The sequence below is a fragment of the Bremerella volcania genome (genome assembly GCF_007748115.1).
Lineage (GTDB): Bacteria > Planctomycetota > Planctomycetia > Pirellulales > Pirellulaceae > Bremerella > Bremerella volcania.
This window is the reverse complement of record NZ_CP036289.1, coordinates 3951862-3975265: the sequence shown is the minus strand read 5'-3', so window position 1 is coordinate 3975265 and position 23404 is coordinate 3951862. Positions and strand designations below refer to the sequence as shown.

Annotated in this window: 21 protein-coding genes; 5 read left to right on the top strand and 16 right to left on the bottom strand. The window is 54.8% G+C overall.

Annotation, left to right across the window (positions count from 1 at the left end; genetic code table 11):
- The first annotated feature begins 21 nt into the window (after positions 1 to 21).
- Positions 22 to 786, top strand: a complete 765-nt coding sequence (locus tag Pan97_RS15770; protein WP_144974150.1) for a hypothetical protein — start codon at positions 22 to 24, stop codon at positions 784 to 786.
- Positions 787 to 798: 12 nt separating this feature from the next.
- Here Pan97_RS15770 and Pan97_RS15765 read toward each other — a convergent pair whose 3' ends face one another.
- The 5 genes from Pan97_RS15765 to Pan97_RS15745 all read right to left on the bottom strand — a co-directional run bounded on the left by Pan97_RS15765 (position 799) and on the right by Pan97_RS15745 (position 8349).
- Positions 799 to 4020, bottom strand: a complete 3222-nt coding sequence (locus Pan97_RS15765) for an efflux RND transporter permease subunit (RefSeq protein ID WP_144974148.1) — start codon at positions 4018 to 4020, stop codon at positions 799 to 801.
- 18 nt (positions 4021 to 4038) lie between these two features.
- The gene (locus Pan97_RS15760; RefSeq protein WP_144974146.1) at positions 4039 to 5376 is read right to left on the bottom strand and encodes an efflux RND transporter periplasmic adaptor subunit; all 1338 of its coding nucleotides are present in this window, start codon (positions 5374 to 5376) and stop codon (positions 4039 to 4041) included.
- Positions 5377 to 5527: 151 nt separating this feature from the next.
- Positions 5528 to 5836, bottom strand: coding sequence for a DUF167 domain-containing protein (locus Pan97_RS15755; protein ID WP_196782117.1), 309 nt, complete (start codon positions 5834 to 5836; stop codon positions 5528 to 5530).
- Positions 5826 to 6521: a YggS family pyridoxal phosphate-dependent enzyme gene (locus tag Pan97_RS15750; protein ID WP_196782116.1), complete on the bottom strand. Its 696-nt coding sequence runs from the start codon at positions 6519 to 6521 to the stop codon at positions 5826 to 5828. Before Pan97_RS15750 ends, Pan97_RS15755 begins: the two co-directional genes overlap by 11 nt.
- Positions 6522 to 6546: 25 nt before the next feature.
- The gene (locus Pan97_RS15745) at positions 6547 to 8349 is read right to left on the bottom strand and encodes a hypothetical protein (RefSeq protein ID WP_144974143.1); all 1803 of its coding nucleotides are present in this window, start codon (positions 8347 to 8349) and stop codon (positions 6547 to 6549) included.
- 141 nt (positions 8350 to 8490) lie between these two features.
- Here Pan97_RS15745 and Pan97_RS15740 point away from each other — a divergent pair, with 141 nt between their 5' ends.
- The gene (locus Pan97_RS15740; protein ID WP_144974141.1) at positions 8491 to 9435 is read left to right on the top strand and encodes a YdjY domain-containing protein; all 945 of its coding nucleotides are present in this window, start codon (positions 8491 to 8493) and stop codon (positions 9433 to 9435) included.
- Here the strand turns inward: Pan97_RS15740 and Pan97_RS15735 are convergent.
- The 9 genes from Pan97_RS15735 to Pan97_RS15695 all read right to left on the bottom strand — a co-directional run bounded on the left by Pan97_RS15735 (position 9415) and on the right by Pan97_RS15695 (position 18602).
- A complete protein-coding gene (locus Pan97_RS15735; protein WP_144974139.1) occupies positions 9415 to 9867 on the bottom strand; it encodes a hypothetical protein in 453 nt (150 codons plus the stop codon). The genes Pan97_RS15740 and Pan97_RS15735 overlap by 21 nt on opposite strands.
- A 16-nt stretch (positions 9868 to 9883) precedes the next feature.
- Positions 9884 to 10738, bottom strand: a complete 855-nt coding sequence (hemQ, locus tag Pan97_RS15730; protein WP_144974137.1) for a hydrogen peroxide-dependent heme synthase — start codon at positions 10736 to 10738, stop codon at positions 9884 to 9886.
- Positions 10739 to 10863: 125 nt separating this feature from the next.
- The gene (locus Pan97_RS15725) at positions 10864 to 11331 is read right to left on the bottom strand and encodes a hypothetical protein (RefSeq protein ID WP_144974135.1); all 468 of its coding nucleotides are present in this window, start codon (positions 11329 to 11331) and stop codon (positions 10864 to 10866) included.
- Between the two features lie 42 nt (positions 11332 to 11373).
- A complete protein-coding gene (locus Pan97_RS15720; RefSeq protein ID WP_144974133.1) occupies positions 11374 to 12900 on the bottom strand; it encodes a SpoVR family protein in 1527 nt (508 codons plus the stop codon).
- Between the two features lie 25 nt (positions 12901 to 12925).
- A complete protein-coding gene (locus Pan97_RS15715; RefSeq protein ID WP_144974131.1) occupies positions 12926 to 13126 on the bottom strand; it encodes a hypothetical protein in 201 nt (66 codons plus the stop codon).
- A gap of 22 nt (positions 13127 to 13148) precedes the next feature.
- A complete protein-coding gene (locus Pan97_RS15710; RefSeq protein ID WP_144974129.1) occupies positions 13149 to 14252 on the bottom strand; it encodes a DUF444 family protein in 1104 nt (367 codons plus the stop codon).
- Positions 14253 to 14424: 172 nt separating this feature from the next.
- Positions 14425 to 16479, bottom strand: a complete 2055-nt coding sequence (locus Pan97_RS15705; protein ID WP_144974128.1) for a PrkA family serine protein kinase — start codon at positions 16477 to 16479, stop codon at positions 14425 to 14427.
- A gap of 592 nt (positions 16480 to 17071) precedes the next feature.
- On the bottom strand, positions 17072 to 17323 hold the full coding sequence (locus Pan97_RS15700) for a hypothetical protein (RefSeq protein ID WP_144974127.1): 252 nt from the start codon (positions 17321 to 17323) through the stop codon (positions 17072 to 17074).
- Positions 17324 to 18212: 889 nt separating this feature from the next.
- A complete protein-coding gene (locus Pan97_RS15695; protein ID WP_144974125.1) occupies positions 18213 to 18602 on the bottom strand; it encodes a response regulator transcription factor in 390 nt (129 codons plus the stop codon).
- 279 nt (positions 18603 to 18881) lie between these two features.
- On the opposite strand from Pan97_RS15695, the gene Pan97_RS15690 reads away from it, so the two are divergent.
- Both Pan97_RS15690 and Pan97_RS15685 read left to right on the top strand, forming a co-directional pair.
- Positions 18882 to 19322 (top strand): hypothetical protein, encoded by a 441-nt coding sequence (locus Pan97_RS15690; protein ID WP_144974124.1) that lies wholly within the window; start codon positions 18882 to 18884, stop codon positions 19320 to 19322.
- Positions 19323 to 19324: 2 nt separating this feature from the next.
- A complete protein-coding gene (locus Pan97_RS15685) occupies positions 19325 to 20290 on the top strand; it encodes a DUF1559 domain-containing protein (RefSeq protein ID WP_144974121.1) in 966 nt (321 codons plus the stop codon).
- A 33-nt stretch (positions 20291 to 20323) separates the two neighbouring features.
- On the opposite strand, the gene Pan97_RS15680 is transcribed toward Pan97_RS15685, so the two are convergent.
- Entirely contained in the window at positions 20324 to 21085 is a 762-nt protein-coding gene (locus Pan97_RS15680; protein WP_144974119.1) for a 3-keto-disaccharide hydrolase, read from the bottom strand.
- Positions 21086 to 21248: 163 nt separating this feature from the next.
- Between Pan97_RS15680 and Pan97_RS15675 the strand changes: the two genes are divergently transcribed.
- Complete coding sequence (locus Pan97_RS15675; protein ID WP_165698790.1) at positions 21249 to 22586, top strand: alpha/beta hydrolase family protein; 1338 nt, start codon at positions 21249 to 21251, stop codon at positions 22584 to 22586.
- A gap of 19 nt (positions 22587 to 22605) precedes the next feature.
- Here the strand turns inward: Pan97_RS15675 and Pan97_RS15670 are convergent, their stop codons facing one another.
- On the bottom strand, positions 22606 to 23286 hold the full coding sequence (locus Pan97_RS15670) for a DUF2461 domain-containing protein (RefSeq protein ID WP_165698789.1): 681 nt from the start codon (positions 23284 to 23286) through the stop codon (positions 22606 to 22608).
- Positions 23287 to 23404: the final 118 nt, after the last annotated feature.

Genomic DNA, 23404 nt, shown 5'->3' with positions numbered 1-23404 from the left:
ACACAAAAGGAGTTTGCACCGATGTCCAACGATCAATTTACCGTCGAAGAACCGAAAAAATCTGGCGGCGGTTGTACCACCGCGATCATTGGCTGCCTGGTGGTGTGCCTGGTTCTGGCGGGCGTTGCCTGCGGGGTCGGTTACTACGTCTACATTAACATCGGTGTGATGGCTGCCAATCTGGCCGAATCTCAACTGAACGCCGCCATCGATGAATTTGATCTTCCCGAAGATCAAAAGGCGGGAATGAAAGAACAGGTGTCCCGCGTTGCCCAGGGGTATCGTGACGGCGATATTTCGATGGAACAGCTTGGTAGCGTGGCTGAAAACATTTTGGAGTCTCCTGCGTTTACCGCCGTGCCGGTTGAGATTGCCCGCTCGAAATATATCGAGCCATCCGGATTGAGTGACGAAGAGAAAGCCGACGCCAAGAAGCAGCTTCAGCGGATTGCCCACGGCGCGTTTGAGAAGAAAATCAGCGAAGACGAACTGAAGGCTTTGCTCGATGGACGTATCGCCGACGAGCAGCCCGATGGTAACCTCCAGTTCCGCGACAACGTTCCTGATGAAGATCTGCGTGATCTTGTCGCATCGGCCAAGGATTTAGCCGATGAGAAGGGAGTGGCGGATCAGAACTTCGACATCGATCTGGCAGCCGAATTGAAGAAAGCCGTCGATAAGGCTTTGATGGGACCAACGGTTGACGAAGAGGAATTAGAGATCAATATTCCAGAAACTCCCGTGGAAATTCCCTCCGATCCGCAGCTTCAAGAAACAGGTAACTAAGCGGCTACATCATTACGCAGCTGAAGCGGCCTTCTTGTCGGCATTGAAATAGGCCAGGCTATACGCGACGGGAATGACCAACAAGGTCAGGATCGTCGCGAACGCCAGGCCGAAAATCACCGCACCTGTGAGCGGCTGCCAGAATTCGGCCCCGCCGCTGAGATTCAAAAACAGCGGCAGCAAACCGCCAACCGTGGTAGCGGTGGTCAGCATCACCGGGCGAAGTCGGTTGATGCCTGCTTCGATGATCGCATCGCGAACTTTCAGACCTCGTTTACGGCCTTGGTTGATGAAGTCGACCACCACGATCGCATCGTTCACCACGATGCCAGTCAAGCTGACAAGCCCAATAAACGTAGCCAGGCTGAAGGGGAAGTCGCTGATGAACATGCCAGCGACCACGCCCACGAAACTGAGCGGTACCGTCAGCATCACGATGCATGCCTGGCGGAAGCTGGCGAACTGATACACCAGGATCGCAAAGATAAGAATCACGGCAATGATCATCGATGCGCTCAAGTAGTTCATGTTCTTAGCGGTCTCTTCACTCTCGCCTGTGAATTCCGCTCGAAGGCCTTCCGACGGCGTGCCAACTGTTCCGATGAATGCCATGTCCATAAAGCTGACGGCCGTCTCATTCGCCGGACGGAAGCCGAGCGAAGGGAGAATTTCTTCTCGGAGTTGCGTAAAAATTTTGTCAGTATCGGGATTCTCAATCACGTCGCACTTGGCGGTAACGGCCCGCTTTCGGTCGTAGCGATTCACAGCGAACAGGCTTGTCGCGCGATCCAGTCTGGCTATCTGGCCGATCGTCGCCTTCTTGCCAGTAGGACTGGTGAGCATGATTCGCTCGAGTTGCTCTTTCGAGGCCCGATAGTCGCTCATTGCTTGCAAGCGAAGCGTGACGTCTTCGTCCCCTAAGTTGAGTTCGATCGTGGTGTCGCCGTTGATGGCGGTTTGAATGGCCTGGGCCACCTGCATTTCGGACATGCCGTACATGCCGACGACCTCGGGGAAGGGCTCGACGACGATTTCCGGATTCAAGTTGCGATAGTCGGTCTTTACGTCGACGGCACCTTCGATTTGCTGCATGCCGGCGGTGGTGGCTTCGGCGACGAAGCCCAGCTGTTCCAGGTCATCCCCGGTAAAACGCACGGCGACCTTGGCGCCGCCCGGCGGGCCTTCCTCCACTTCCTGGATGGTGTAGGTCATGCCGGGAAACTGCTTGACCGTTTGATCGAACTTTTCGCGAAGTTCGGCCAGGATCAAGCGTTCGTGCCGATCGCGATCCAACGGGGAAAGCAGTTCGACCATGACGGTGCCGAACTCAGGCCCGACGGCCGGGTCGTTCTCTAAACGACTGGCGAGCCCCTCGGACGATCCCAGGGCCGAAACGAAATTCACCAACTCGCTATTGGGACGGGCACCGAGTTCACGCAATGGTTGTTGGATAGCTTCCGCCGCGGCGATCGTCTGGTGGATGCTGCTCCCCAGCGGCAGTTCGTACTTCACCTCAAACTGGCCACGGTCACTGGGCGGGAAAAACTCCTTCTCCACGTGCACCATCATGAATCCGGCCCAGACTAAAACCAGAATCGTGCTGAGGCTCACCGCCCAGCGATTTTGCAGCGCCCAGCGGAGAATATAGATGTAAATCTTGGTGAACAGCCCCAAGTTCGGACGGATGCGAATCTCTGCTTCGTCTTCGTCTCGAGCGATCGCCTCGTGAACGGTCTTATCTGGCACCACTTCGCTGGCCTTGCGGCGCCCGTACCAGCGAGCCGCTACGACGGGAATGAAAAAATGGTCGACCAGCACGCTACCCAGTAGCGACACACTAACCACTTCCGGCATCACCCGCATGAAGTCCCCCATGATGCCAGGGACAAGCAGCATCGGCAAAAACGCCGCCACGGTAGTCAGGTCGGCCATGATCACCGGCGTGCCGACTTCCTCAATGCCAATCTTGGCCGCGTCGACCGGGTCTTCACCCCGCTCGATGTGACGGTGGATGTTCTCGGCAACGATAATCGCCCCGTCCACCACCATGCCCAGCACCAGGATGAACGCAAAGATCACCATGTTGGAAACCGGGATACCCAGCGCGTACAGGGCGATCAAGCCCACCGCCGAACTGAGCGGAATGGCGGTCAGTACCAGGAAGGAGATTCTCAGGCCCATCGTCCAAGCCAGGATCACCAGCACCAGCATGGCACCAAAGATAAAGCTGGAACCCAAAACGCGAAACATGATCGAGATTTCGGCCGACGTATCGCGTGTAATCCGGAACTTGATGTTGGGATATTGCGGGCGAAGTTCGTTGACCTTCTCCTTCACCGCAATCGCGGCCGCCAGAGTGTTAATGTCGGCTTCTTTGTTGACGATGATCGTCGCGCACGACTCACCGTTGAGCAGCGCCACGTTCTTAAGACGGCGGTAGGTGTCCTCGACGGTCGCGACGTCGCCAATCTTGATCACCTTGCCGTCCATCTGGCTGATGATCGCGTTGCGAATGTCGTCGACACCACGGAACTGCGTTTCGTTCCGGACGCGGAAATCGAAAGTGCCGGTGTCGAGTTCACCGGCGGGCATCTCAGCATGAAAGTCGGACAGGGCACGGCGGAAGTCACCCAGGGTCAAGCCATACTCCGCCGCAAGATCGACGTTCACGTTCACATGCAGCTCGCGTTCTCGACCGCCGAATAGCTGCGTGTTGGAGATGCCGGGAATGGTTTCGAGTTCTTCCTGAACCTCTTCAGCAAGCGTCTTGAGTGCGGCTTCGTCGAACCCTTTGGGGGCGGTCATGTTGACCAGCATCAAGGGAGTGTTTTCGAAGTCGATATCGGTAACCGAAGGTTGAACTTCGCGGGCGACTGGAAGTTCCCGCCGGATCTCATCGACGAGGTCCTTCACTTCGCCGCGTGCCTGATCGGGGTCGACTCCGTCGAGGAAGATGATTTGGGTAACGCTCGAGCCTCGCATGCTGGTCGAGGCGATGAAGTCGACGTTCTTCAGTTTTTGCAGGGCATCTTCGATCTTGCTAGTGATCTGCTCTTCGACTTCCACCGGCTGAGCGCCAGGGTAAGGAACGGCTACCAGGACAACGGCCTTGGAGATCGCAGGCGTGCGCTGCACGGGAATGTTGAGGGCGACCATCACAACGGCCACCATCAGAATCATCGTGCAGACAATCACGAATCGAGGCTGATCGATCGCGTTCGCGCTAATTTTCATCGTGTGCGTTCCCTCTGCCTACTTTCCCCCTGGCTGGCCACCAAGACGCGAGACCTCCGCCATCGGAGGAATCTCGGAAAGAGGTGAAACGCCTGAGTTGCCTGCGCTGGTTGTGCCGCTCATGATCTCAAGCGGGCGGCCTTCCACCAGGCGATGCTGACCTTGGACAATCAACAGGTCATGTTTGCTTGGTAGATCCGTCAGAATGAAATTCCTGCCTTGCTCGATATAGCTGGGGATCTCAATGCGATGCGCCACGAAGTTTGGGACCTCAGCGACATCCATTCCAACGAAATCAACCGTCGAAGTGGGATGTTCTGTGGCCGGCTGGGCGAAGAACAAGCTCGCGACGCGATCGTTGAAGACCACGCTTTCGACCGGTACTTGAAAACCATCGATTTCACGAATCACGAAATCGGCTTTGGCAACAATACCTGGCTTGAGCAAGCGGCTTGCGTTATCCAAGAGAACTTCCACTTCAAACAGGCCGTTGCGATTATTAACCGTCTCGGCAATTCGATAGACCGTTCCTTCAAGAACCGTGTCTTTCTCCAAATTGGACGAAGTGTCAAATCTGCGAACGTAGACCTTGAAGTTCGACGTCGGGTCTGGCGTGCCTGTTTGCATGTTGGCACTGGCGGCGCGTCGCGTTGCATTAAACTGTTTTTGCATCGCGACGATGCGAGACTCAGGGACGCCCACGGTCAGCAATACCTTGTCGACCTGAACCAGTTCGAACACCGTCTGTTGTGTGTTGATCGTCTCGCCAGGGTTGATCATGCGGGCCGAGATGACGCCGTCAGCCGGGGCAACCAGTTGAGCGTTTTCCAAGTTCTTCTCGGCGATGTCTTTCATCGCCTTGGCGACTGCCAGCACTTGAGTTGCTTGTTGGAAGGCGGTTTGCGTGACTGCACCTGGGCTTCTCTCCCGCAGACTCACCAGTCGCTGGAATTCGGTTTGCGCGTTTTCCAGATTGGCGTTCGCTTCTTCGCGGCGGGCAATCAAGATCCGTGTATCGAGCGTTGCGAGAATTTGACCTGTGTTGACACGATCGCCAATGTCTAGCGGACGTCCTTCCTGGTTTGTCCCAAGCGATTCAACCTGCCCAGCCAGTTGAAAAGCTAGCGAGAAGCTTTCCAGTGGCTGAATCGTGCCGGCATAGCTGTCAAGGATCTCGATGTGCTGCCGGTTCAGTGGCATCACCGTGACCGGCGCGAGCGTTTCCACAACCGCAGTGGGATCCGTTTCCTTTTGCTGGGCACCAAAATCATTCCGCCCGCCACTGACGTACATCACGGCGAGTGCAAAGAGAGTGACGACGAACAGTCCGACAAATTTTCCGACCCGCCGCTTCATGAGATTTCCGCGAAAAGACAAAGACTAGGATAGGGGATCAACTCGCAAGCTTACCGCCTACTTAAGCTCGGAGTTTCATGAAATTTAGCATGCTAAGCACATGCTATTTCAATGACATTCCGTCATCAAGGTGAAATGGACGGAATGTCCATTATTCGTCCTCTAAGCCGCAATCTTTCAAAAGTTGCAATACTTTTTGGGGAGAAAGATCACGAATCAACAGCCGTTTGTGCGAAGCCGTCTGGCCGGAAATGATCTCCAACTGCGAGCCTTTCAGTCTCCAAGTTTTTCGGAGGAACGACAGGATCGCCTTGTTGGCTTTTCCTTTTTCGGCCACTTCGGTCACACAGACCTTCAGGGCACCGTTTTGAATGCCCCGAAATTCGGTTTTTCGGGCACCTGGCTGAGCTTTCAAGTCGAGAAGGCAACCCTCGGGATGAGGCGTGACGTTAATGTCCACCGTCGATTCCCTCGAACAGGGTCGACCCCACACGAACCATCGTCGCTCCTTCCAGGATCGCTAGGTCGAAGTCGTGGCTCATGCCCATTGAGAGTTCATCGAGCGAAATCTCATCGGGGCATTCATTTCGCAGCGTATCGCGTAACTGACGCAAGGCGGCGAAGTCCCTTTGGGCCTGATCTCGACCTCCCTCCAGCGAAGCCATTCCCATCAAACCAACAATTTTCAAGTGACTCAACGCGGCAATTTGTCGCAGGGCCGGGGCGATTTCAGCGGGCGGAAAGCCGTGCTTGGCCTTATCGCCAGAAATATTCACTTCGATCAACGCCGGCAGTGGCTCTGCATGCGGCCAGTCTTCTTTGGCAGCTTCTAAAAGACGCAGACTGTCGCCTGAGTGCAGGAAGGAAAGAAGGGGAATGGTCCGTTTGGTCTTATTCCGCTGCAGATGCCCGATCATGTGCCAGCGGGGTGACAAGTCCGCCATGGCTTCCGACTTGCTCCACAATTGCTGCGGGCGGCTCTCGCCCAGGTCGTGGCAGCCTAGTTCGTATAGGGTCCTGGTGGTCTCGACATCGACATACTTGGTGACGCCGATCAAGCAGACATCATCGGCAACTCGGCCAGACGCCTTGGCCGCCTCAGCGATCTTTTCACGAACGCGGTCCAAATTTTCGCGAAGTTGCATGTGCATGAGGTTGCGGAGGAAAGAGTTAGGAAGCTTCCACTTCCAAGAGTTTCTCGATATCGCCATTTTCGTCAAACCGTGCGACGAGCGTTTCCGCAATCAAGTTGACGCCGAGGAACGTTCGGCTCGCTTTGTCGGTCAACGACCGGTAAAAAGCCCAATGACCCGTGCCGGTCTGAACTCGGTAAGCAACGGCTCGGTCTCGTGGCTGAATGACCAGCTTTTCCGCGACCGTCAACTGACGCCAGGTCAGAGGTTTGCCTTGTCCTTTTCTCGTCAAGTCAAAGAAGATGGGGACAACTAATCCACGGCCGCCGCTGGTTTGTTGCAAGGAAAGCTCGTCGTCGACCACGCCGATCTTGCCAAGGGTCGTATCGCTTTGCCATTCGTTGATGCCCACCGGCAGCAGCGTGACCTTCGAGCCGGGAAGTTCCACGAAGACCTCATTCGTTTCCGCGGAGGTACCAAGCTTGGCATGCGAGACGATCGGGGGCTGCGATTGGTATTGAATCTTGCCCACCGGACTATCGAGTAGAACGGTATCCATCACCCACAGGAACTTGTCTTCGCGAGCCAGGAAGATGAGCCGCTGCAGCTTCACGCCGTCGGTCCACTCTTGTTCCAGTTCCAGGTAATCGCCATCATCGTCCGACTGCCAGCCGACCTGTTCCCAGTTCCCCGCTGGCGAGATGGCAACGCTGTCGATCAGGATGGTGGTATCCCAAGTGCCGCTCATGACGATCTCTTCGCGAGATTCCAGTTCGACAATCAGCGGCTCCAAATCGTGACGGACAGCCAGCCGCGGGCTCGTGCGGCTCCAATCGCAGCGCAGGTAGGCAAACTGGCTCCAGGCTGATTCGTAGCTGGGCGTCGGCAAATGAAGCGCGTTTCCTTTGCCTTTCATCTTCGGCAGAGTGAGTTCGGCGATCTCGTTGTCGTCTTCATCTTCTCCCTGGGCAAGGGCTGATTGCAGCAAGTGTCGGCTGTAGGCACTGGAGATGCCCTGGGAAAGCGTTAGCGTGCCATCGCTGCGCGTCAGTCGTAATGCATGACGAACGAGCCATTGATACTGAGTAAATGCATCTTTCGAGAGACGCAGCCCGTCGGCGTTTTTGATCATGACGATCGACCGCGTCCAGCAGGCAAGAATCGCTCGGAGGTGCAGAAGCTGATCGACTTTGGGCAGTCCTTCACCGTCGGTCAGGGCTTGCATGCCTTCGTCGAGTACGCGAACTGCCGGCTTGCCCATTTGGCGACAGGCTTTCAATTCGGGGAAGACGAACGCGAGGGCCAACGGAAGCTCCCCTGCCAGTCCTTGCTCGAAGACTTTGTTTTCAAAACTGGTGGCCACCGCGTCGTTGGTATGACTGACGATCTTATCCAGCAGATGCCACCACAACTGGGCACTGGTGACCACGGCCAGGTTGGGCAGGGCATGGGTAACGGCCAACAGTTCTAACACTAGATTGCGTTCGGCAATGCGTCGTTCCAGGTCGTTCAACCAGCTTTCGAGCTGTTTGACGGTATCCGCATTGGGCCGCGTTCGGCCCGAGGCGATTTCGCCTAAGGTTTCCAAAAGGGGGAGCGTCCGCGAATCTAGGGTCTCGTCCGCGAACAGAGCCCATGCCAGCGGCGATGTTTTCTTGCCTGAGACCAGCGATTGGAGCGGAGAGACATTATCTCGCTTCTTCAGATAGGTTTTCCACGACTCCCAGTCCTTGAGATCGACCCCTGAGGCCGTACCCTTGGCGAGTTTGGCCCAGGCAGGAATAGCAGTTGGCGTCGTGGCTTGGTCGTCCTTGCTGCGGGGGCTAATGTCCGTGGCCATGGCTTCCATCAAGCGAGAGTTTGTTAGAATAAACTTTACCGGTCTGTTCACGCGGCTTTGACTTCCACGTGGGATAGACCATCTTAGCAATGTGGGCGAAGTTTGACGCCCCCCTGAACCCCTTTTCTACCGAGTTTTGCCATGGGTACGACATACCGCAATCAACGCAACGTAACCTGGGTCCTTCTGGCTTTGCTGATTTCAGGACTGCTGCCGTGCTCGATGTTATTGGCACAGGAAGATACCTCCGCGGATGAATCGCCTAAGCCTGCCGAGACAGAAACAGAAGGTGCGAAGTCGGACGACGAAAAGAAGCCAGAAAAGCCGGCGATCCGCAAGCTGATGCCCAACATGCCGGTGTGGATCGACACGAAGCGGAAGATGGTCATCATGGATGGTGAGATTTGCCTGCGGAAAGGCTCGCTTGAAATGTTCGCGTGTTTGCGACGAACTAAAGAACACGAGTCGGTCGTCGCTGTTGCTACGGATGCCTATGTCGTTCATGCAGGGCTATTAGCAATTGGGGCCGAACAGGGACGCCCCGTCCAATTCGATCCCGAGTATCAACCACCATCGGGGCAAAGGATCGACGTCCTGGTTCAATGGAAGGATACCGACGGCAAGCTGCAAACTCGTAAGGCCCAGGACTGGGTGCGTGACGCAAGGACCAAGAAGGTCATGACCTACGATTGGGTCTTTCCAGGCAGCTACTTCTGGAAAGACGTTTCGATCGAAGCCGTGATGAAGGCGAAAGAAGAAGGGGTCGATCCCGACACATTACCAGGCAAAATGGTATATGCGGCCGAAGGAGGGGAGTTGATCTGCGTTAGCAATTTCAAGTCATCGATGATGGATTTGCCTGTTCCCAGCACCGACGTTAATAACGATCTCTGGTTTGAAGCATTTACGGAGAATATCCCCGCGGAGGGAACCAAGGTGCGTCTCTTTCTGATTCCGCGAAAGGACAAGGATAAGAAAAAGACCGATGAGGCCACCAACGCTAGGGACGAGAAAGAGGGCAGCCCGGCCGAGTTAACCGATCCGATGTTGGAACTGCCTGACTTCTCACCCGGCGCCGAAAACTAATACGACAACAACCGTGGCGATCGAGTTTACGACGGTTAGTAGCGTCAACCAGAAAGCGAGCGTGACCATCCACTTGCCTTGGTCGGTGTATCGACCCAGACGAATGGCTTTCAGGTCATTTACGGCAAAAACGAGCGCCGGCAGCGCGATGATCCACGAGACGAGCCAGCCGAACAGGCCCAACTGCCAACCCATTTCCGGCCAGCCATACCGGGAAAGTGGCAACGCACTGGCTACGAACCCCGTGAGTGCCATGCTGAGAAGTAGCACCCCATTCGACTTGCCTGCGGTCTCGTAGGCTCCACGGTAGTCGACCGGCGCGTGGGCATCGGCCTGTTTGCCTTCGGGTTCTTCTTCGGCAAACGGATGCGCCCCCTCCGCTAATTCCGGCTTCTTGATGTCATCGATCTTGAGGGGGCGATTGGAACTCATGGGGCAAACCTTCTGCTTAGTAGACATTTCCAATTCGGCAATGCTTCAGCATCTCTTCGGCCTTGCTGATGTAACTGGTGTAGAAGGGGCCGAATTCAGCATATCGGGCACTCGCCTCGTCGAATCGCATCTTGTAGACGATGTCTTTCAGATATTCAGGATTGCGGGCCCAGAGGGTGACTCCCCATTCCCAGTCGTCCAGCCCTACGCTGACCGTGATCAGCTGCGAAACTTTGCCCGCGAACTGCATGCCGCTTTGAGCGTGCTCGGCCATCAAGGCATTTCGAGCCGAGAAGGGGAGCAAGAACCAGTTCTCACCCACCTTTCGCTTCTTGTTCATCGGATAGAAGCACGTAGCAGGGTAGGGGGGGAAGTCTGGCGTAAGCCGCTGATTATTCATCATCGGCAGACGCTTGGCGTAGGCGTTGACTTTAGCTTCGTACGATGGAGAGTCTTTCTCTTCTCCTTCGCGAATCAGACGCTCGGCATATTGTTCAATCGAAGGTACGTACTCGGAGATCTCGGTCACCGAAACAAACGAATAAGTCGGCTGCAGGGCAGCACCAAGCGAACTCGCCATCAAACGCTGGTGGACCGAGTCGATTACAAGCGGGTTGGGGTCCATCAGCATCAGGGCAAAGTCGGCCTTATGACCGTTGACGATCGATACTTGCAGACGCTTAGGGCTGGCCTCCGAGTCCGGGTCTAGGATGTCGATGATCTCTTTCGAGCCAGCCGCGAGTTCCTCGGGCGAGTACCCGGTCAGCAGGGCTCGGTCGAAGGTGTAATAAAAGTGGCTGCAATGCCAACCTTCGGTAGGAATGATCGAGGGCTCAGGAAGCGGGGCGGAACCGGGGCGGCCGTGGCTCATGAATCGGACTTCTCGCAAGGGACCAGTTGTGTCTCACCAAGCGATTAGTCTATCAAATCCCTTCGTCTCATCGAAGTGGTGCGAAAGGGCAGGGTATTGCCACAGGGCCTTGGGGAATTGACCACTTACTTCCGACTTTTCGGCACAGCGGCTTCATCCAGATCGCGGCACAATCGTTCAAATGATTCCCGCGTGAGGTTGATGTCGTCGTTTTCGCGAGCGTTGCCGGAGGCCTGATAGCGGTCGATCGAGACACCTTGGCCGTCGACGTTTACCTCATAATAGCGCCGCGTCGGCCCATCGGCGGATGGTTTCTGCGAGCGGATTTGAATTTTGCTCTCACTTGGATCGCGTTCAATGATCGCCAGAGGTTCCAGCAGGTAGTCGACACGGCGAACCAGGTTTTCCGCAACGTCACTTGCCGCTTCATGGCTCTTGGCCTCGTTGAATCGGTAATCGATGTGGCGTGTCGACACGCCCACTTTTTCGACCGTCAGGTCGGTAGCCGTAACCTTTCCCTGGTTTAGCGCCGTTTCGAACTTCCTGTTCGGCGCCGGGTGGTTATCCAGGCGTTGTCTTATGTCTTGGGTCATGATTGTGCCCTCCTTCCGATGAATTCCTTTCTTAACGAATTGCTACTTTGTTTCTAGTTTCACGCATTCATGATGCGTTCCGTCCCAACTGAGCAGTACTTCCTGCTCGTCCAGGGTCGATTGAATATGCACGGGGCGTTTCCAGAGCGTGTACAAGTTGGTCAACGTATCACGGGCATAGTCCATCTTCAGTTCGATTCCGTGATGCCGATGTGAAAGCAACAACTCGCCCCGGTTTTTGTAGTTGCCGTCGGTGACGAAAATCTCGGGCCGACCCATGTTGGTCAAACTGAACAGCAACTGCTGTTTGACCTTGGGGAATTCGCGGCTTTCGATTTCGTAGTATTCGGTTGACTCGTTGTAGCCAAACTGGAACATCTTGTACCGTCGGCAGAAATCGAGCGTCAAAAACTCGTCGATGAACGTCAGATCATTGTGGATGCGACGTACCTCGAAGATCTTACCACGTCCCAGGCCCACTTCCGTGTTCCAGTTTTGCCGCTCGATGAAATCATCGCAGTCGTCGTAGTCCTGGCCATAGCAGCCGCGATTCCAGCGGTCTTCGATGTCTCGGAGCAGTTCCAGGCCCAACTTGTAAGGATTCAATCGTGTCGGACTGCTGGCCAGGGTGCCGGAGGTATGATCGGCGTAGTTGATCACCTCCGAGGCATGCAGGCCGTGCCGCGTCATGATGGTCGAATGCCAGTAGGTGGCCCACCCTTCGTTCATGATTTTCGTCTGCCCCTGGGGAGCGAAGTAATAAGCTTCGTCCCGAATCATCGACAGCACGTCCAATTGCCAAGGACGCAGTGGGGCATACTTTAGCAGGAACAACATCACGTCCTTCGTGGGCTCGTCCGGGACTGGAATCGCCATGGCTGGTCGCGGTGCTTCTTCATCGTCCGATGGTTTCTTTCTCGGGTTGATGAAGTTGTCCATGTACCCTTTGGCTGGCAGTTTGTAGTCACGGGCAGGTTGGCCAGCATCGTCCCCGTCGGTGTTGTACTCGAACTTGTAGCGGTCCTCGCCGCGAGATCGCTGAATGAAGGGAGAATGGATGTCGATCAGGTCTTCAATGCTCAGGCAGGCATCAATGAAGTTTTCGACTTCACTAACGCCGAACCGATTCATGTAGCGGCGAATGCGATTGCCGTGATTGGCCATCTGATCGATCATCTTGCGATCGGTCTTGCTGAACCATTGATTGCACTTGAAGAAATCGCAGTGCCCGTACACGTGTGCCATGACCAGCTTATGGTCGGCGTAATGATTACTGGCAAGCAGGTAGGCGTAGCAGGGGTCGTTGTTGATGACCAGTTCGTAGATCTTCTGCAGCCCGTAGTGGTATCCTTTGGATAACCGCTCGAACTCCATGCCGAAACGCCAGTGCGGGTAACGCGTTGGAAACCCACCCATCGCGGCGATCGCATTGAGTTGCTCGACGTCGACCAACTCGAAGATCGTCGGGAAGAAGTCCAAGCCGTAATCGAGCGCATGTTGCTCGATTTCGACCTGCACTTCGGCCAGCTCTTCCGGCAGATTGGCGAAGCTGCGATGCGTAATGGGCATGGGATATCCTCCTTGGTCTCGACGTTCAATCGAGTTCCTGAACCTCGAACTTGCTTTCCGAAAGGGAACTGATCACGTCCCACATACGGGGAAAGTCGCGGCGAAGCTGCTTCTTGGCTCGCTCAATCGCCTCGGCTGCCGTTTGGCAAACGACGGTGATCTGGTTGTGCCCCACGCGTACGAGGTACGTATGGGGCGTTTCGGGATTCAAATCGGCTGTCGACATAAAAGCTACCTCAGGGAAAACTTCACTTACCTTTACCGAGAAATTGCTTGATGGAGTCGTAGATCGCATCTTTGTCTTCAATGTGAGACAAGATCAGGGTTTCATGGTTCTTGCCAAATTGATTGACGAGCGACTTCATATATTCGCCGCTGCCATAGGGGCTTTCGACTTGGCCATAGCAAAACAAGTTGCACGCCGGGATCAGCGTGTTCTCCAGCATCTTCATGCAGGTGCGGTTATCTTCGCCCCAGTTGTCGCCGTCGGAAAACTGGAAGCAGTAGATGTTCCATTCTGAAATGGGAAACTCTTTTTCCAGGATCTGCTGAGCGACTTTGTAAGCGGAGCTGATCCGCGTGCCGCCACTTTCTCGCGTGTGATAAAACGTGTTCTCGTCGACCTCTTTGGCGCCCGCGTCGTGGATGACGTAGCGGCGTTCGACCCCTTTGTATTGGCTGCGAAGCCACGTATCGATCCAGAACGCTTCGGTGCGGACGATTTCCTTCTGGTCGTCGGTCATCGAACCGGAGACGTCCATGATGTAAATGATCGCCGCGTTCGCTTCCGGCTGCGGAATGCTGGTCCAGCTACGGTAGCGGGTGTCTTCGCGTACCGGGACGATGATCGGGTTTTTCGGGTTATAAATGCCGGAGGCAATCTGTCGCCGCAAGGCTTTCACGTAAGTGCGGCGAAAGTGACGCAGCGATTCAGGACCGGTCGAGCGAATGCTGTCGTATCGATTCTTGTACTGGGAGATATTGGCATCTCCCTTCGGTTCGATCTTGGGAAGCTCGAGTTCGTCCCCCATCATCGCGGCGAGTTCTTCGAGCGGGACGTCGACTTCCAGGATATGACGGCCGGGTTCATTGCCAGCCTGGCCGGCACCGTCGCCATCATCCCCCTTGCCGATGGGATCGCCGACTTCTCCGTCCCCTTGGCCAACGCCCCCTTTGTTTTTGCCGTACTTGAAATGGGGCACATCCAGGCTGGGGACCGGGATGCTAACCAAGTCCTTCCCCTTCCGGCCGATCATCTCGCCGTGGGTAATGTACTTCCGAAGATTATCACGAATCCGGCCGCGGACGATTTCGCGGAAGCGGTGTACGTCGCGATCAATCTTCAGCCCCATGGTATTTCTCCTTGCGTATGCCGGCGGGTGAAGGTGTGTTCGTGGGTGCCGCCAGGGATCATTCCCGTGGCCGATAACGGGCGGGATCCCCAGTCTGCCCCCCTAGCTCCCGAGGGAAGGAGAGGACCAGACTGGGTAATCCACACCACGTTGTCTCGCTTGAAGTGTCTGCTTAGTCGGTCACATCCCCGCGAGCGAAGATGCTGGCGACGAAGCTAAGCACGTCCGTAGCGCTTTCGTCGTCGTAACCGTGATCGCGGATGAGTCTCTGCTTGACGACGTCAATCTTTTCCTGCGTTTCTTGATCGATGACGCTGGAAACAAGGCTCGTCAACTTGATCGAGTCCTTCTGGTCTTCAAACAACTTCAGTTGGAGTGCTTTGTAGAGACGTTCATTCGTCTTGTAGTCGAATTTCTTACCGTCGATCGACAAGGCACCGATGTAGTTCATGATCTCGCGGCGGAAATCGTCTTTACGACTGTCTGGGATATCGATCTTTTCTTCGATCGACCGCATCAAACGGTCGTCCGGCTCTTCATATTGGCCGGTGAACTTGTTCTTGACTCGCTCGCGCTGGGTGTAGGCCTTGACGTTGTCGATGTAGTTGGCACACAGGCGAGCCATCGCATCTTCGTCGGCGGCAATCGCTCGCTGAACTTCGTTCTTGACGATGTTCTCGTACTCTTCCTTGACCACTTCGAGAAGCTGGCGATAGTGATCTCGCTGCTCTTCGCTGGTGATCAAGGAATGGTTGCCGAGACCCGACTCGAGCTCGTTCAACACCATGAATGGGTTGATCGAAGTCGCGTCGGGGTGTGCGACTAATGCATTAGAAATCTTGTCTTGCACATAACGTGGCGAGATGCCCAGCATCCCTTCACGTTTAGCTTGTGACTTGAGCTCTTTGATGTTCTCTTCCGTAAAGCCAGGCAGCGACTTTCCGTCGTATAGCTTGAGTTTCTGCAAGAGCGTCAGGCTGGCGTTTTTCGGTTCTTCCAGCCGGGTCAATACCGCCCACATGGCCGCCATCTCGATGGTATGCGGGGCGATGTGCTTGCCTTTGATCTTGTCGTTGTTGTAATCCTTCTCGTAGATCTTCACTTCATTAGAAAGCCGCGTGACGTACGGGACGTCGATTTTGACCGTACGATCACGAAGGGCTTCCATGAACTCGTTGTTTTGCAGCCGGCGATATTCCGGCTCGTTCGTATGGCCGAGAATCACTTCGTCGATGTCGGTCTGGGCGAATTTCTTCGGCTTGACCTTATGTTCCTGGCTGGCACCCAGCAGGTCGTACAGGAACGCGACGTCGAGCTTCAGCACTTCGACAAACTCGATAATGCCGCGATTGGCGACGTTGAACTCGCCGTCAAAATTGAACGCACGCGGATCGCTGTCAGTCCCGTACTCGGCAATCTTGCGGTAGTTGATGTCGCCGGTCAGTTCGGTCGAGTCCTGGTTCTTTTCGTCCTTGGGCTGGAAGGTCCCGATCCCAATGCGATCCTTTTCGCTCAGGATCACCCGGCGAACATGAACGTCTTCGATGACTTTCGTCCAATCGCCCCCATGACGCGTGAGGCTGTCCATATAGTGGTAGCGGCAGAAGGGGCACAGTTCGCCACTGATGCTGAGTGGATAGTCAGCCAAGGCACTGGCCTCTTGAAACTGGGCCGCGACATCTCGGCGGAAATCTTCGGGAATGAGGTGCAGCGGCTCTTCATTCATCGGGCACCAGTGGATGGCCGACGTGTCGCCTGGATTTTCGGGATCGTTCCAGCCTAGCGAGTACAAGGCACCTTCGTCTTTGGCCGAATAACGTTCGATCCCCTTCTTGAGCAATCGGGCCATGGTGCTTTTGCTGCTACCGACCGGTCCATGCAGTAGCAGCACGCGTTTCTCGATGCCATAGCCGTGAGCGGCACTCTTGAGTGCGTTGACCAATTGAACCTGGGAGTCTTCCAGGCCGAAGATTGCGTCTTTGCCGTGGTCGAGTGGATCGTCGAAGAAGCGGTAGTGAACTTTCTTTTCGCGGGAGACTTCGTAGGTATCCACCCCATACGAAAGAATCATGTCGTAGCAACGCTGGAACGCGTTACGTGTGACAGAGGGATTCTGCGCGACCAGATCGAGGTACTGTTCGAAGGTTCCTTGCCAGTTCTTCTTTCGGAACTGTTCCAGGTTCTGGCGCTCTGCCAGAAAAGAAACGATTTGACGACCGCCGGCCATATGTTGATCCCTCCTGCGATTAGGAACCGAGTCCCACTCGGTGAACCTGTGGTTGGACACAGTCCGCAGCCCAGATCGTGAGCCAATCTACGGCTACGAAACGTTTGGGGATGGGGCGATGGGGTCTTGTATGACGAATTCTGTGATTCTTGCCAAGTCGTATCTTTCCTGCTTATTCTGTCAGACCGCGCAGGCGCACACAGCTTCTCGGAAAAAAGACTGCCAAACGCCGAGCGCGATTGAGAAAGAACGTCGCGAAGAAAGAACAAATGGGAAGAATGCGAGTCGGATCGGCTACAAGATCACTTTGCCTTCCCTTCATTGAAGTATCGACCGAACTCCGGATATAAGCAATAGAAAGATTACGGTGTTTTGGGGGACACTATCACTTGTGAAAAATAGTACGAATTGTAACGTCCCAAATTAATTGAAGTTCGGTACTGTCGATTACCAAGAAACGGTGACCCGTAATTTTTTTAAAATAGATAAGATCGACAGATCGTGATGCACCAAAAATGGTGCTGGTGAGCTCGGAATAGCCAGAAAACATGCGAACCACGCTCGAAATCACGATGCGGTTAAGCTCCTTAAGTTACCTTCCTCCAGGCTTGTCGTTCTTATCTTGAGGATCCGGAAATGGGATGATTTCAGATCGTGCCTCGTTACCATGTGGGTGCCGTGAGTTGCGTGAAATCTTGAATTTTGGACTCCGCATGTCTACTTCAACGTCTACAGGGTTAAACGTGACGAGCAAAATAGCAGCGGCAAACGTCGTCCCCACCACAATGGAAGTAAACAGCGTGCCTAAAATAATGAGGAAGGCAAGTACCATATAGTCCAACATTGACCGGGCTCCAGATTCTGTGTTCTTAAGTCGTCCGTTCTTAAAGGAGGGAGAAAGCATTGACCCAATGTTTGTTGCCTGAGGTGTTGGACCACGTAGTGCTCTGTTTGAGCTCATATGGCGCGTACCTCAAGCGCAGAAACAAGCCAATGTTTAAAACGCAATTTGCGAAAAAGCGTTTAAAAGTTTGTCGTTAGAATTTGGCCCAGGAAGACCTGGGTGCTGCTAAGAATCTTCACTTCGATGGCGGAGCATAAGCATTTCTCTCCTGCAATTAGGAACCGAGTCCCACTCGGTGAACCTGTGGTTGGACACAGTCCGCAGCCCAGATCGTGAGCCAATCTCGGGCTACGAAATCTTTGGGGATGGGGCGATGGTGACTTGTATGACGCATTCTGCGATTCTTGCCATGTCGTATCTTTCCTGCTTATTCTGTCGGACCGCGCAGGCGCATACAGCTTCTCGGAAAAAGGCTGCCAAACGCCGAGCGCGATTGAGAAAGAATGTCGCGAAGAAAGAACAAATGGGAAGAATGCGAGTCGGATCGGCTACAAGATCACTTTGCCTTCCCTTTATTGAAGTATCGACCGAACTCTGGATATAAGCAATAGAAAGATTACGGTGTTTTTGGTGAGGTTAGCACTTGTGAAAAATGGTACGAATTGCAACGTCCGAAATTATCTAAAGTTCCGCCCGATTGATGGCTGTCAAACGGTCACCCGTAATTTTTTTAAACAAATTAAAGTAGGTTAAGATAGATAAAACGATCGCCACGAACTGCATCGCGGTGAGCAAAAAAGACTCACCCAACCCGGGATAACGTGAGCAGTATTTCAGTGCCCGAAGTCACGACGAAAAGAGGCTGCGTGACACGCGCTGCTTGAGCAATCTACCCAATCAACTTCTCCACCGCCCCTAGCAGACGATCCATCGCGAATGGCTTGCGGATGTAGTCGTCAACGCCCAGCATTTCGGCGTAGGCCTTGTGACGGTTCCCTTCGTTGCCGGTGACCATGATGACCTTGGTTGGGACCTTGTGCGTCTGGCGCAATTTTTCCAGTACCAGAAAACCGCTCCGTTTGGGCATCATCATGTCCAGCACGATCAAATCGGGATCGTCCCGTTCGGCAAGGGCCAGACCTTGGTTGCCGTCTCGGGCGACCAACACGCGATACCCTTTCGATTCGAGGGCGAAACGCATCGTTTCCACGATTTCGGTATCGTCGTCCACCAGCAGGATGGTCTTATCCTCGGCCTTCTTGGCTTCCTGTTCGCTCATGCGGGCGGCTGCTTTGTGAATGGAGAGTTATCGAAGGGGGTAAATCGTTCATCGGTAATTTAATACAACTACTCGATTTAGCACCAAATCGCAACGGTAGGCAGGCGATTTAGGGGCTACCTTTTACCGCGACAAGGCTTTCCTAATGCGTACGGTCTACCTAGATAGAAGGGGAGAGTTGTCTGTGGTGACCCATTTTTCGGCTTTCCTGCCGTGATAAGAAACAGGACAATCGAGCTTTCAGGGGAATTTGAACACGTCGAGAAGACGAGTCTGTCGATGAATGCCTCTTGGGCCTTCTGTGGAATCATTGCCGTGTCGATGACAACCGGTCTGGGATGTGGTTTGGCCCCGGCGGAACCTGGGCTTCTACCGGTTCATGGAACCGTACGGATGGACGATCGCCCTGCGTCTGGCGGATCGGTCTGTTTTCATCCCGACGACCAGGCGAGCGGCGTCCTTCCCGTAGGAAGTATCGAGGCCGATGGAACGTATGAGGTTTACGTTCACGGAAAGCCTGGCGCACCGGAAGGAACCTATCGAGTTACCGTTTTCATGCATGAAAAGTCATCTGGGAAGGCTGGGCACGCAGGTCTCCCGAAAAGCATGATTGATCGCCGCTATAATGCACGTCAGACAACGCCGCTGTCGATTGATGTACGCCGTGATGCTGGGCCAGGGCATTACGATTTGAAAATCGTCACAAAATCAAGGAGTTGACGATGATCCCAGCACGCCGGGCCTTCACGCTAGTGGAGTTGTTAGTCGTGATCGCGATCATTGGAATCCTGATCGCGCTGCTGCTTCCGGCGGTTCAAGCTGCCAGAGAAGCGGCCCGGCGGATGCAGTGTTCTAACCATTTGAAACAGATCGTGCTGGCCACCCACAACTTTGAGTCGGCCCACCAGGAGATCGTTTTTAACCGCTATAGCGACCCAGGCTACAGTTGGTTCAACGGTTGGGATCAATGGGGAGACTATGGCGGGGCCGATTCCCGCGGCTGGAGTTGGCTAACGGCATTGCTGCCGTACCTTGAGCAATCGGCCGTTTACGATCAGGGCCAGATTCCCAATCAGACGTTTGGTAATAGCTCTGCCGTGGCTCAGTCGATTGCGGGATTTTTCTGTCCCAGCGACACGATGCAGTCGAACAGTCCTTACGTGCAAAAGACCATTTACATGAATGGAATCTCGGCAGGACTGACCAACTACAAAGGCGTTCTGGGGTCCAACTTCTGTTGGGGGCCGTATGCAAATACTGGTCCCACAGGTAACTGCGAGCCATGGGGATGGGGGGACGGAATCATGGTTCCCCTGGCCTGGCATCAAAAGAAAAAGGCAGGCAGCTTGGTCGACGGTACGAGCAACACCTTTCTGGTCGGCGAACAAGTGTGGAACGAAGAAGCCGCCAACTGTAGCACCTGTTATGGACTCGGCTTCGCATATGCTCACACGATCGAAGCGACCGCCGGGGCTGCTCTGCCGCCAAATGCCCGACAGCCGGATGGAACCGAGTTCGCGCTCGACGACTTCGAAGGCCAAAACGGCTTCCGCAGCCAACACCCGGGCGGCGTCATGATGGGCTACGCCGATGGTTCGGTTCACTTCGTTTCGGAAACCGTCGATTTAGCAACCTACCGCGCGATGGCCACGATCGCTGGCGGTGAGAGTCTGCAGATCGGCAATTGATGCAAATTGCGAGAACGTCGTTGGTCCTAGCCGCTAGTTTTCTGGCTGGTATTCACGTGCTTGGTCGTCCAGCGGTTTGACCCAGACATTGCGGAACTGCACGGCGTTATCGTGGTCTTGTAGAAACACGGGGCCGACACTGCTTTGCTTTTGCTTTTCCCAGATCGTCTTCAGGTAGTCAGTGGTGTTGTAGCGAAAGGGGTGGTACTTGGAACGGGGCTCTCCGAGCTTGGTTCCCTCTTGCACTTTTTGGCCATTAAGCCAAGCAGTAATCGTGCCTTCCTCGATGATCTTGCCGGAATCGTCGCGGCGTGGGGCCGTGTAGCGGATGTCGTATACTTGCCACTCGTCGGGGCCTTTGCCGGCGTTGACCAGCGCCGGGGCGAAGCCGTAAACCGCGCCGATGTCTCCCTGGTCAAGCTTCTTCTTGCCGGTCGAATTGATGATTTGCAGTTCGTAGTTGCCGTGAATGTAGACGCCGCTATTGCCGCTCCCTTTCTTGGGCAATTTGAACTCAACGTGGATGTCAGCATCACGGAAGTGCAGCTTCGATACGATGTGGTTCGACCGGCCTTCTCCGCGGGTTGAAGTAAGTACGCCATCTTCCAGCGGCCAGTTAATCTCTTGGCCGTTTTTGCTCAAAAACTCGTTCGTATCGCTGCCAAGTAGAACGATGGCGCCTTCTGGAGGCGGCAACTGCAGCTCGCTTTGATTGGGCTGGAAATCGTCGGCGAGAATTACGTTGGTGAGTGCCGCAAAGGCGAGAAGGGCAAGCAGGAGATTTCGTTTCGGCATGATCAGGCCTCAGTGAGAGGGGCAGGAAAGGAGGGCGCAAATTAAAGGTAATCAATTTCAGAACGATTGCAATTATGCGTCGCCGGTGGCTGGAAATCATGCGGCGGATGAGTCAAACTTATTCTTCCCACCGTAAGTTATCCTCTCGACTCAGGAATTCCTCATGCGTTCCCTTCTGCTGCTGTTCTTGTTTGCCTCGATCGCCATGGCCCAGGGAAACGAGAATCCCTACGACAATCCCGTTCCGGTCGCGCCCCCTTACTACCGCGTTCGGTACGAGGCTTCGACGAAAGAAGGAGAGCTTCAATTCCCGGTCACCTACACATTGTGGCTGCCTGAAGGGGTCAAGACGCTACGGGGCGTGGTGGTGCATCAGCATGGGTGTGGCGTCGGATCGTGCCGTTCGGGGCAGACCGGGGCATTCGACTTGCATTGGCAGGCGTTAGCCAAGAAGCACGACTGCGCGCTACTGTCGCCGGTTTATGAGCAGCCGGAGGCGGCCAACTGCCAGCTTTGGTGCGACCCTCGCAACGGTTCGTCCGATGCGTTTCAAAAGGGGCTGGCGGACTTCGCGAAGCAAACCGGGCATGCGGAACTAGCGACCGTTCCTTGGGCGATCTGGGGACATAGCGGTGGTGGTCATTGGTGCGGAGGCATGGTTCTCCTGCATCCCCAGCGCGTGGCCGCAGCCTGGCTGCGCAGTGGCGTGCCACTGTTTGAGAAAAAGGAAGGCCGTAACATCGTCCCTTACGAAACCGTTCCCACCGCGGCACTCGGTGTTCCTGTGATGTGCAATCTCGGTACGCAAGAAGGATACTCGGTGAAAGAGGGACGCTTCTCCGGCGTCTGGCCTGGCGTTCAGATGTTCTTCGGTAAGATGCGTCAGCAAGGGGGACTTGTGGCGGTTTCCGTCGATCCTCTCACCAGTCACCAATGTGGCAACCAGCGTTACCTGGCCATTCCCTGGCTGGATGCCTGCCTTACGCTTCGTTTGCCGAAAGAAAATGGCCAGCCGCTCAGTCCACTGGACGTATCGGAAGGGCTATTGGTTACTTTGCCAATGCCTGGCGCGGAAATCGACTCGCCGGTTCCCGCAAAACAGTTTGCCGGCGAAAAAGATGAAACCATTTGGTTTCCAACCCATGAGATTGCCCGGGACTGGGTGCAATACATGCAGGATACCAATGTCACCGACAAGACCCCGCCGCCAGCACCCACTAGTGTGAAAGTCGACGGCAACGTAATTACTTGGGATGCCGACGCCGACCTGGAAAGCGGGCTCGCCGGCTTCACCATCCTGCGCGACGGTAAACCAATTGCCACATTGCCAGAGAAGCCTCGTAATCCTTTTGGCCGCTCACTGTTCCAGGGACTGCAATACAGCGATACGCCGATTCAGCCACTGGTCGAAATGAAGTACGTCGATAAGTCCGCGGAAGCAGGCAAGTCGTACAAATACGAGGTGATTGCCGAGAATACGGTAGGGTTGAAATCGAAGTAGCCCGATCTGAGTGGCCAAGTCAAGACCGTTTGCCGAGCGCTTCCAGCCCGAACAGCATCAGATCGACGGTTGCCTTGTGGAGTTTCACAAGTTCCTTCACAACGGACCCGTCGATCCATGCCTTCTTCGACTGGTTCAGTGAGACAATCAAGGACTTCATCTTCAAGAAGCCGGCATGTTCGTGGTCGGCATACTGCGCGTAGCCACGCGGCATTGATTTCAGTGGTTCGATCTCCGAGAATTCGTAGCCGGCTTTGGTGATCTTGCGGGTGATCGTGCGGAAAGTCTTGGCGTCCTCGATCATCCGATCGCGGATCTTGTTGAGGTCTTTCGTTTCGAGACGGTAGAAGCCGGACGCGATGAAGCCTCCATCCGTTGCCAGGTGGGCATACATGAGCGCCGTATCTTCCTTCTTGTTGCCCGATGGCGTCAGAAGACCGCCAATGTGCTCTTTGTAGGGGCGTTTATCCTTAGAAAAGCGGGTGTCTCGGTACAAGCGAAACATCGTCTGCTTGCTGCCGGAGAAAGGGCGTTTCGCGTTTTTCAGCTTTGCGGATACGGCTTCCAGGATTCCGGCGAACGGATCGAGTAACTGCTCGCTGAGTTCCGCTTTGTGGGCGTGATACCACTCACGATTGTTGTTGGCTGATAGTTCATCGAGGAGCTTGAACGATTTCGGAGTGATGCCAAACGCGGTCATGAGAGAGGATCCAAAGAGGTGGTTCTCGGGTGAATGCATCTAGAATAACCGTGCATCGAGGTGTTACTCAACTACTGGCTGTATTCGGTAGATCAAGTCGTGATGGTTCCGTGAACTG

Bases quoted from the DNA above. Each gene is read 5' to 3' on its own strand.
- Pan97_RS15715 (WP_144974131.1), bottom strand. From the start codon at position 13,126: ATGTCGACAGCCGATTTGAATCCCGAAACGCCCCATACGTACCTCGTA.
- Pan97_RS15735 (WP_144974139.1), bottom strand. From the start codon at position 9,867: ATGAGTTCCAATCGCCCCCTCAAGATCGATGACATCAAGAAGCCGGAA.
- Pan97_RS15765 (WP_144974148.1), bottom strand. From the start codon at position 4,020: ATGAAAATTAGCGCGAACGCGATCGATCAGCCTCGATTCGTGATTGTC.
- Pan97_RS15725 (WP_144974135.1), bottom strand. From the start codon at position 11,331: ATGACCCAAGACATAAGACAACGCCTGGATAACCACCCGGCGCCGAAC.
- Pan97_RS15705 (WP_144974128.1), bottom strand. From the start codon at position 16,479: ATGGCCGGCGGTCGTCAAATCGTTTCTTTTCTGGCAGAGCGCCAGAAC.
- hemQ (WP_144974137.1), bottom strand. From the start codon at position 10,738: ATGAGCCACGGCCGCCCCGGTTCCGCCCCGCTTCCTGAGCCCTCGATC.
- Pan97_RS15745 (WP_144974143.1), bottom strand. From the start codon at position 8,349: ATGGCCACGGACATTAGCCCCCGCAGCAAGGACGACCAAGCCACGACG.
- Pan97_RS15670 (WP_165698789.1), bottom strand. From the start codon at position 23,286: ATGACCGCGTTTGGCATCACTCCGAAATCGTTCAAGCTCCTCGATGAA.
- Pan97_RS15720 (WP_144974133.1), bottom strand. From the start codon at position 12,900: ATGCCCATTACGCATCGCAGCTTCGCCAATCTGCCGGAAGAGCTGGCC.
- Pan97_RS15740 (WP_144974141.1), top strand. From the start codon at position 8,491: ATGGGTACGACATACCGCAATCAACGCAACGTAACCTGGGTCCTTCTG.
- Pan97_RS15675 (WP_165698790.1), top strand. From the start codon at position 21,249: ATGCGTTCCCTTCTGCTGCTGTTCTTGTTTGCCTCGATCGCCATGGCC.
- Pan97_RS15695 (WP_144974125.1), bottom strand. From the start codon at position 18,602: ATGAGCGAACAGGAAGCCAAGAAGGCCGAGGATAAGACCATCCTGCTG.
- Pan97_RS15750 (WP_196782116.1), bottom strand. From the start codon at position 6,521: ATGCAACTTCGCGAAAATTTGGACCGCGTTCGTGAAAAGATCGCTGAG.
- Pan97_RS15690 (WP_144974124.1), top strand. From the start codon at position 18,882: ATGAATGCCTCTTGGGCCTTCTGTGGAATCATTGCCGTGTCGATGACA.
- Pan97_RS15770 (WP_144974150.1), top strand. From the start codon at position 22: ATGTCCAACGATCAATTTACCGTCGAAGAACCGAAAAAATCTGGCGGC.
- Pan97_RS15710 (WP_144974129.1), bottom strand. From the start codon at position 14,252: ATGGGGCTGAAGATTGATCGCGACGTACACCGCTTCCGCGAAATCGTC.
- Pan97_RS15760 (WP_144974146.1), bottom strand. From the start codon at position 5,376: ATGAAGCGGCGGGTCGGAAAATTTGTCGGACTGTTCGTCGTCACTCTC.
- Pan97_RS15685 (WP_144974121.1), top strand. From the start codon at position 19,325: ATGATCCCAGCACGCCGGGCCTTCACGCTAGTGGAGTTGTTAGTCGTG.
- Pan97_RS15700 (WP_144974127.1), bottom strand. From the start codon at position 17,323: ATGTTGGACTATATGGTACTTGCCTTCCTCATTATTTTAGGCACGCTG.
- Pan97_RS15680 (WP_144974119.1), bottom strand. From the start codon at position 21,085: ATGCCGAAACGAAATCTCCTGCTTGCCCTTCTCGCCTTTGCGGCACTC.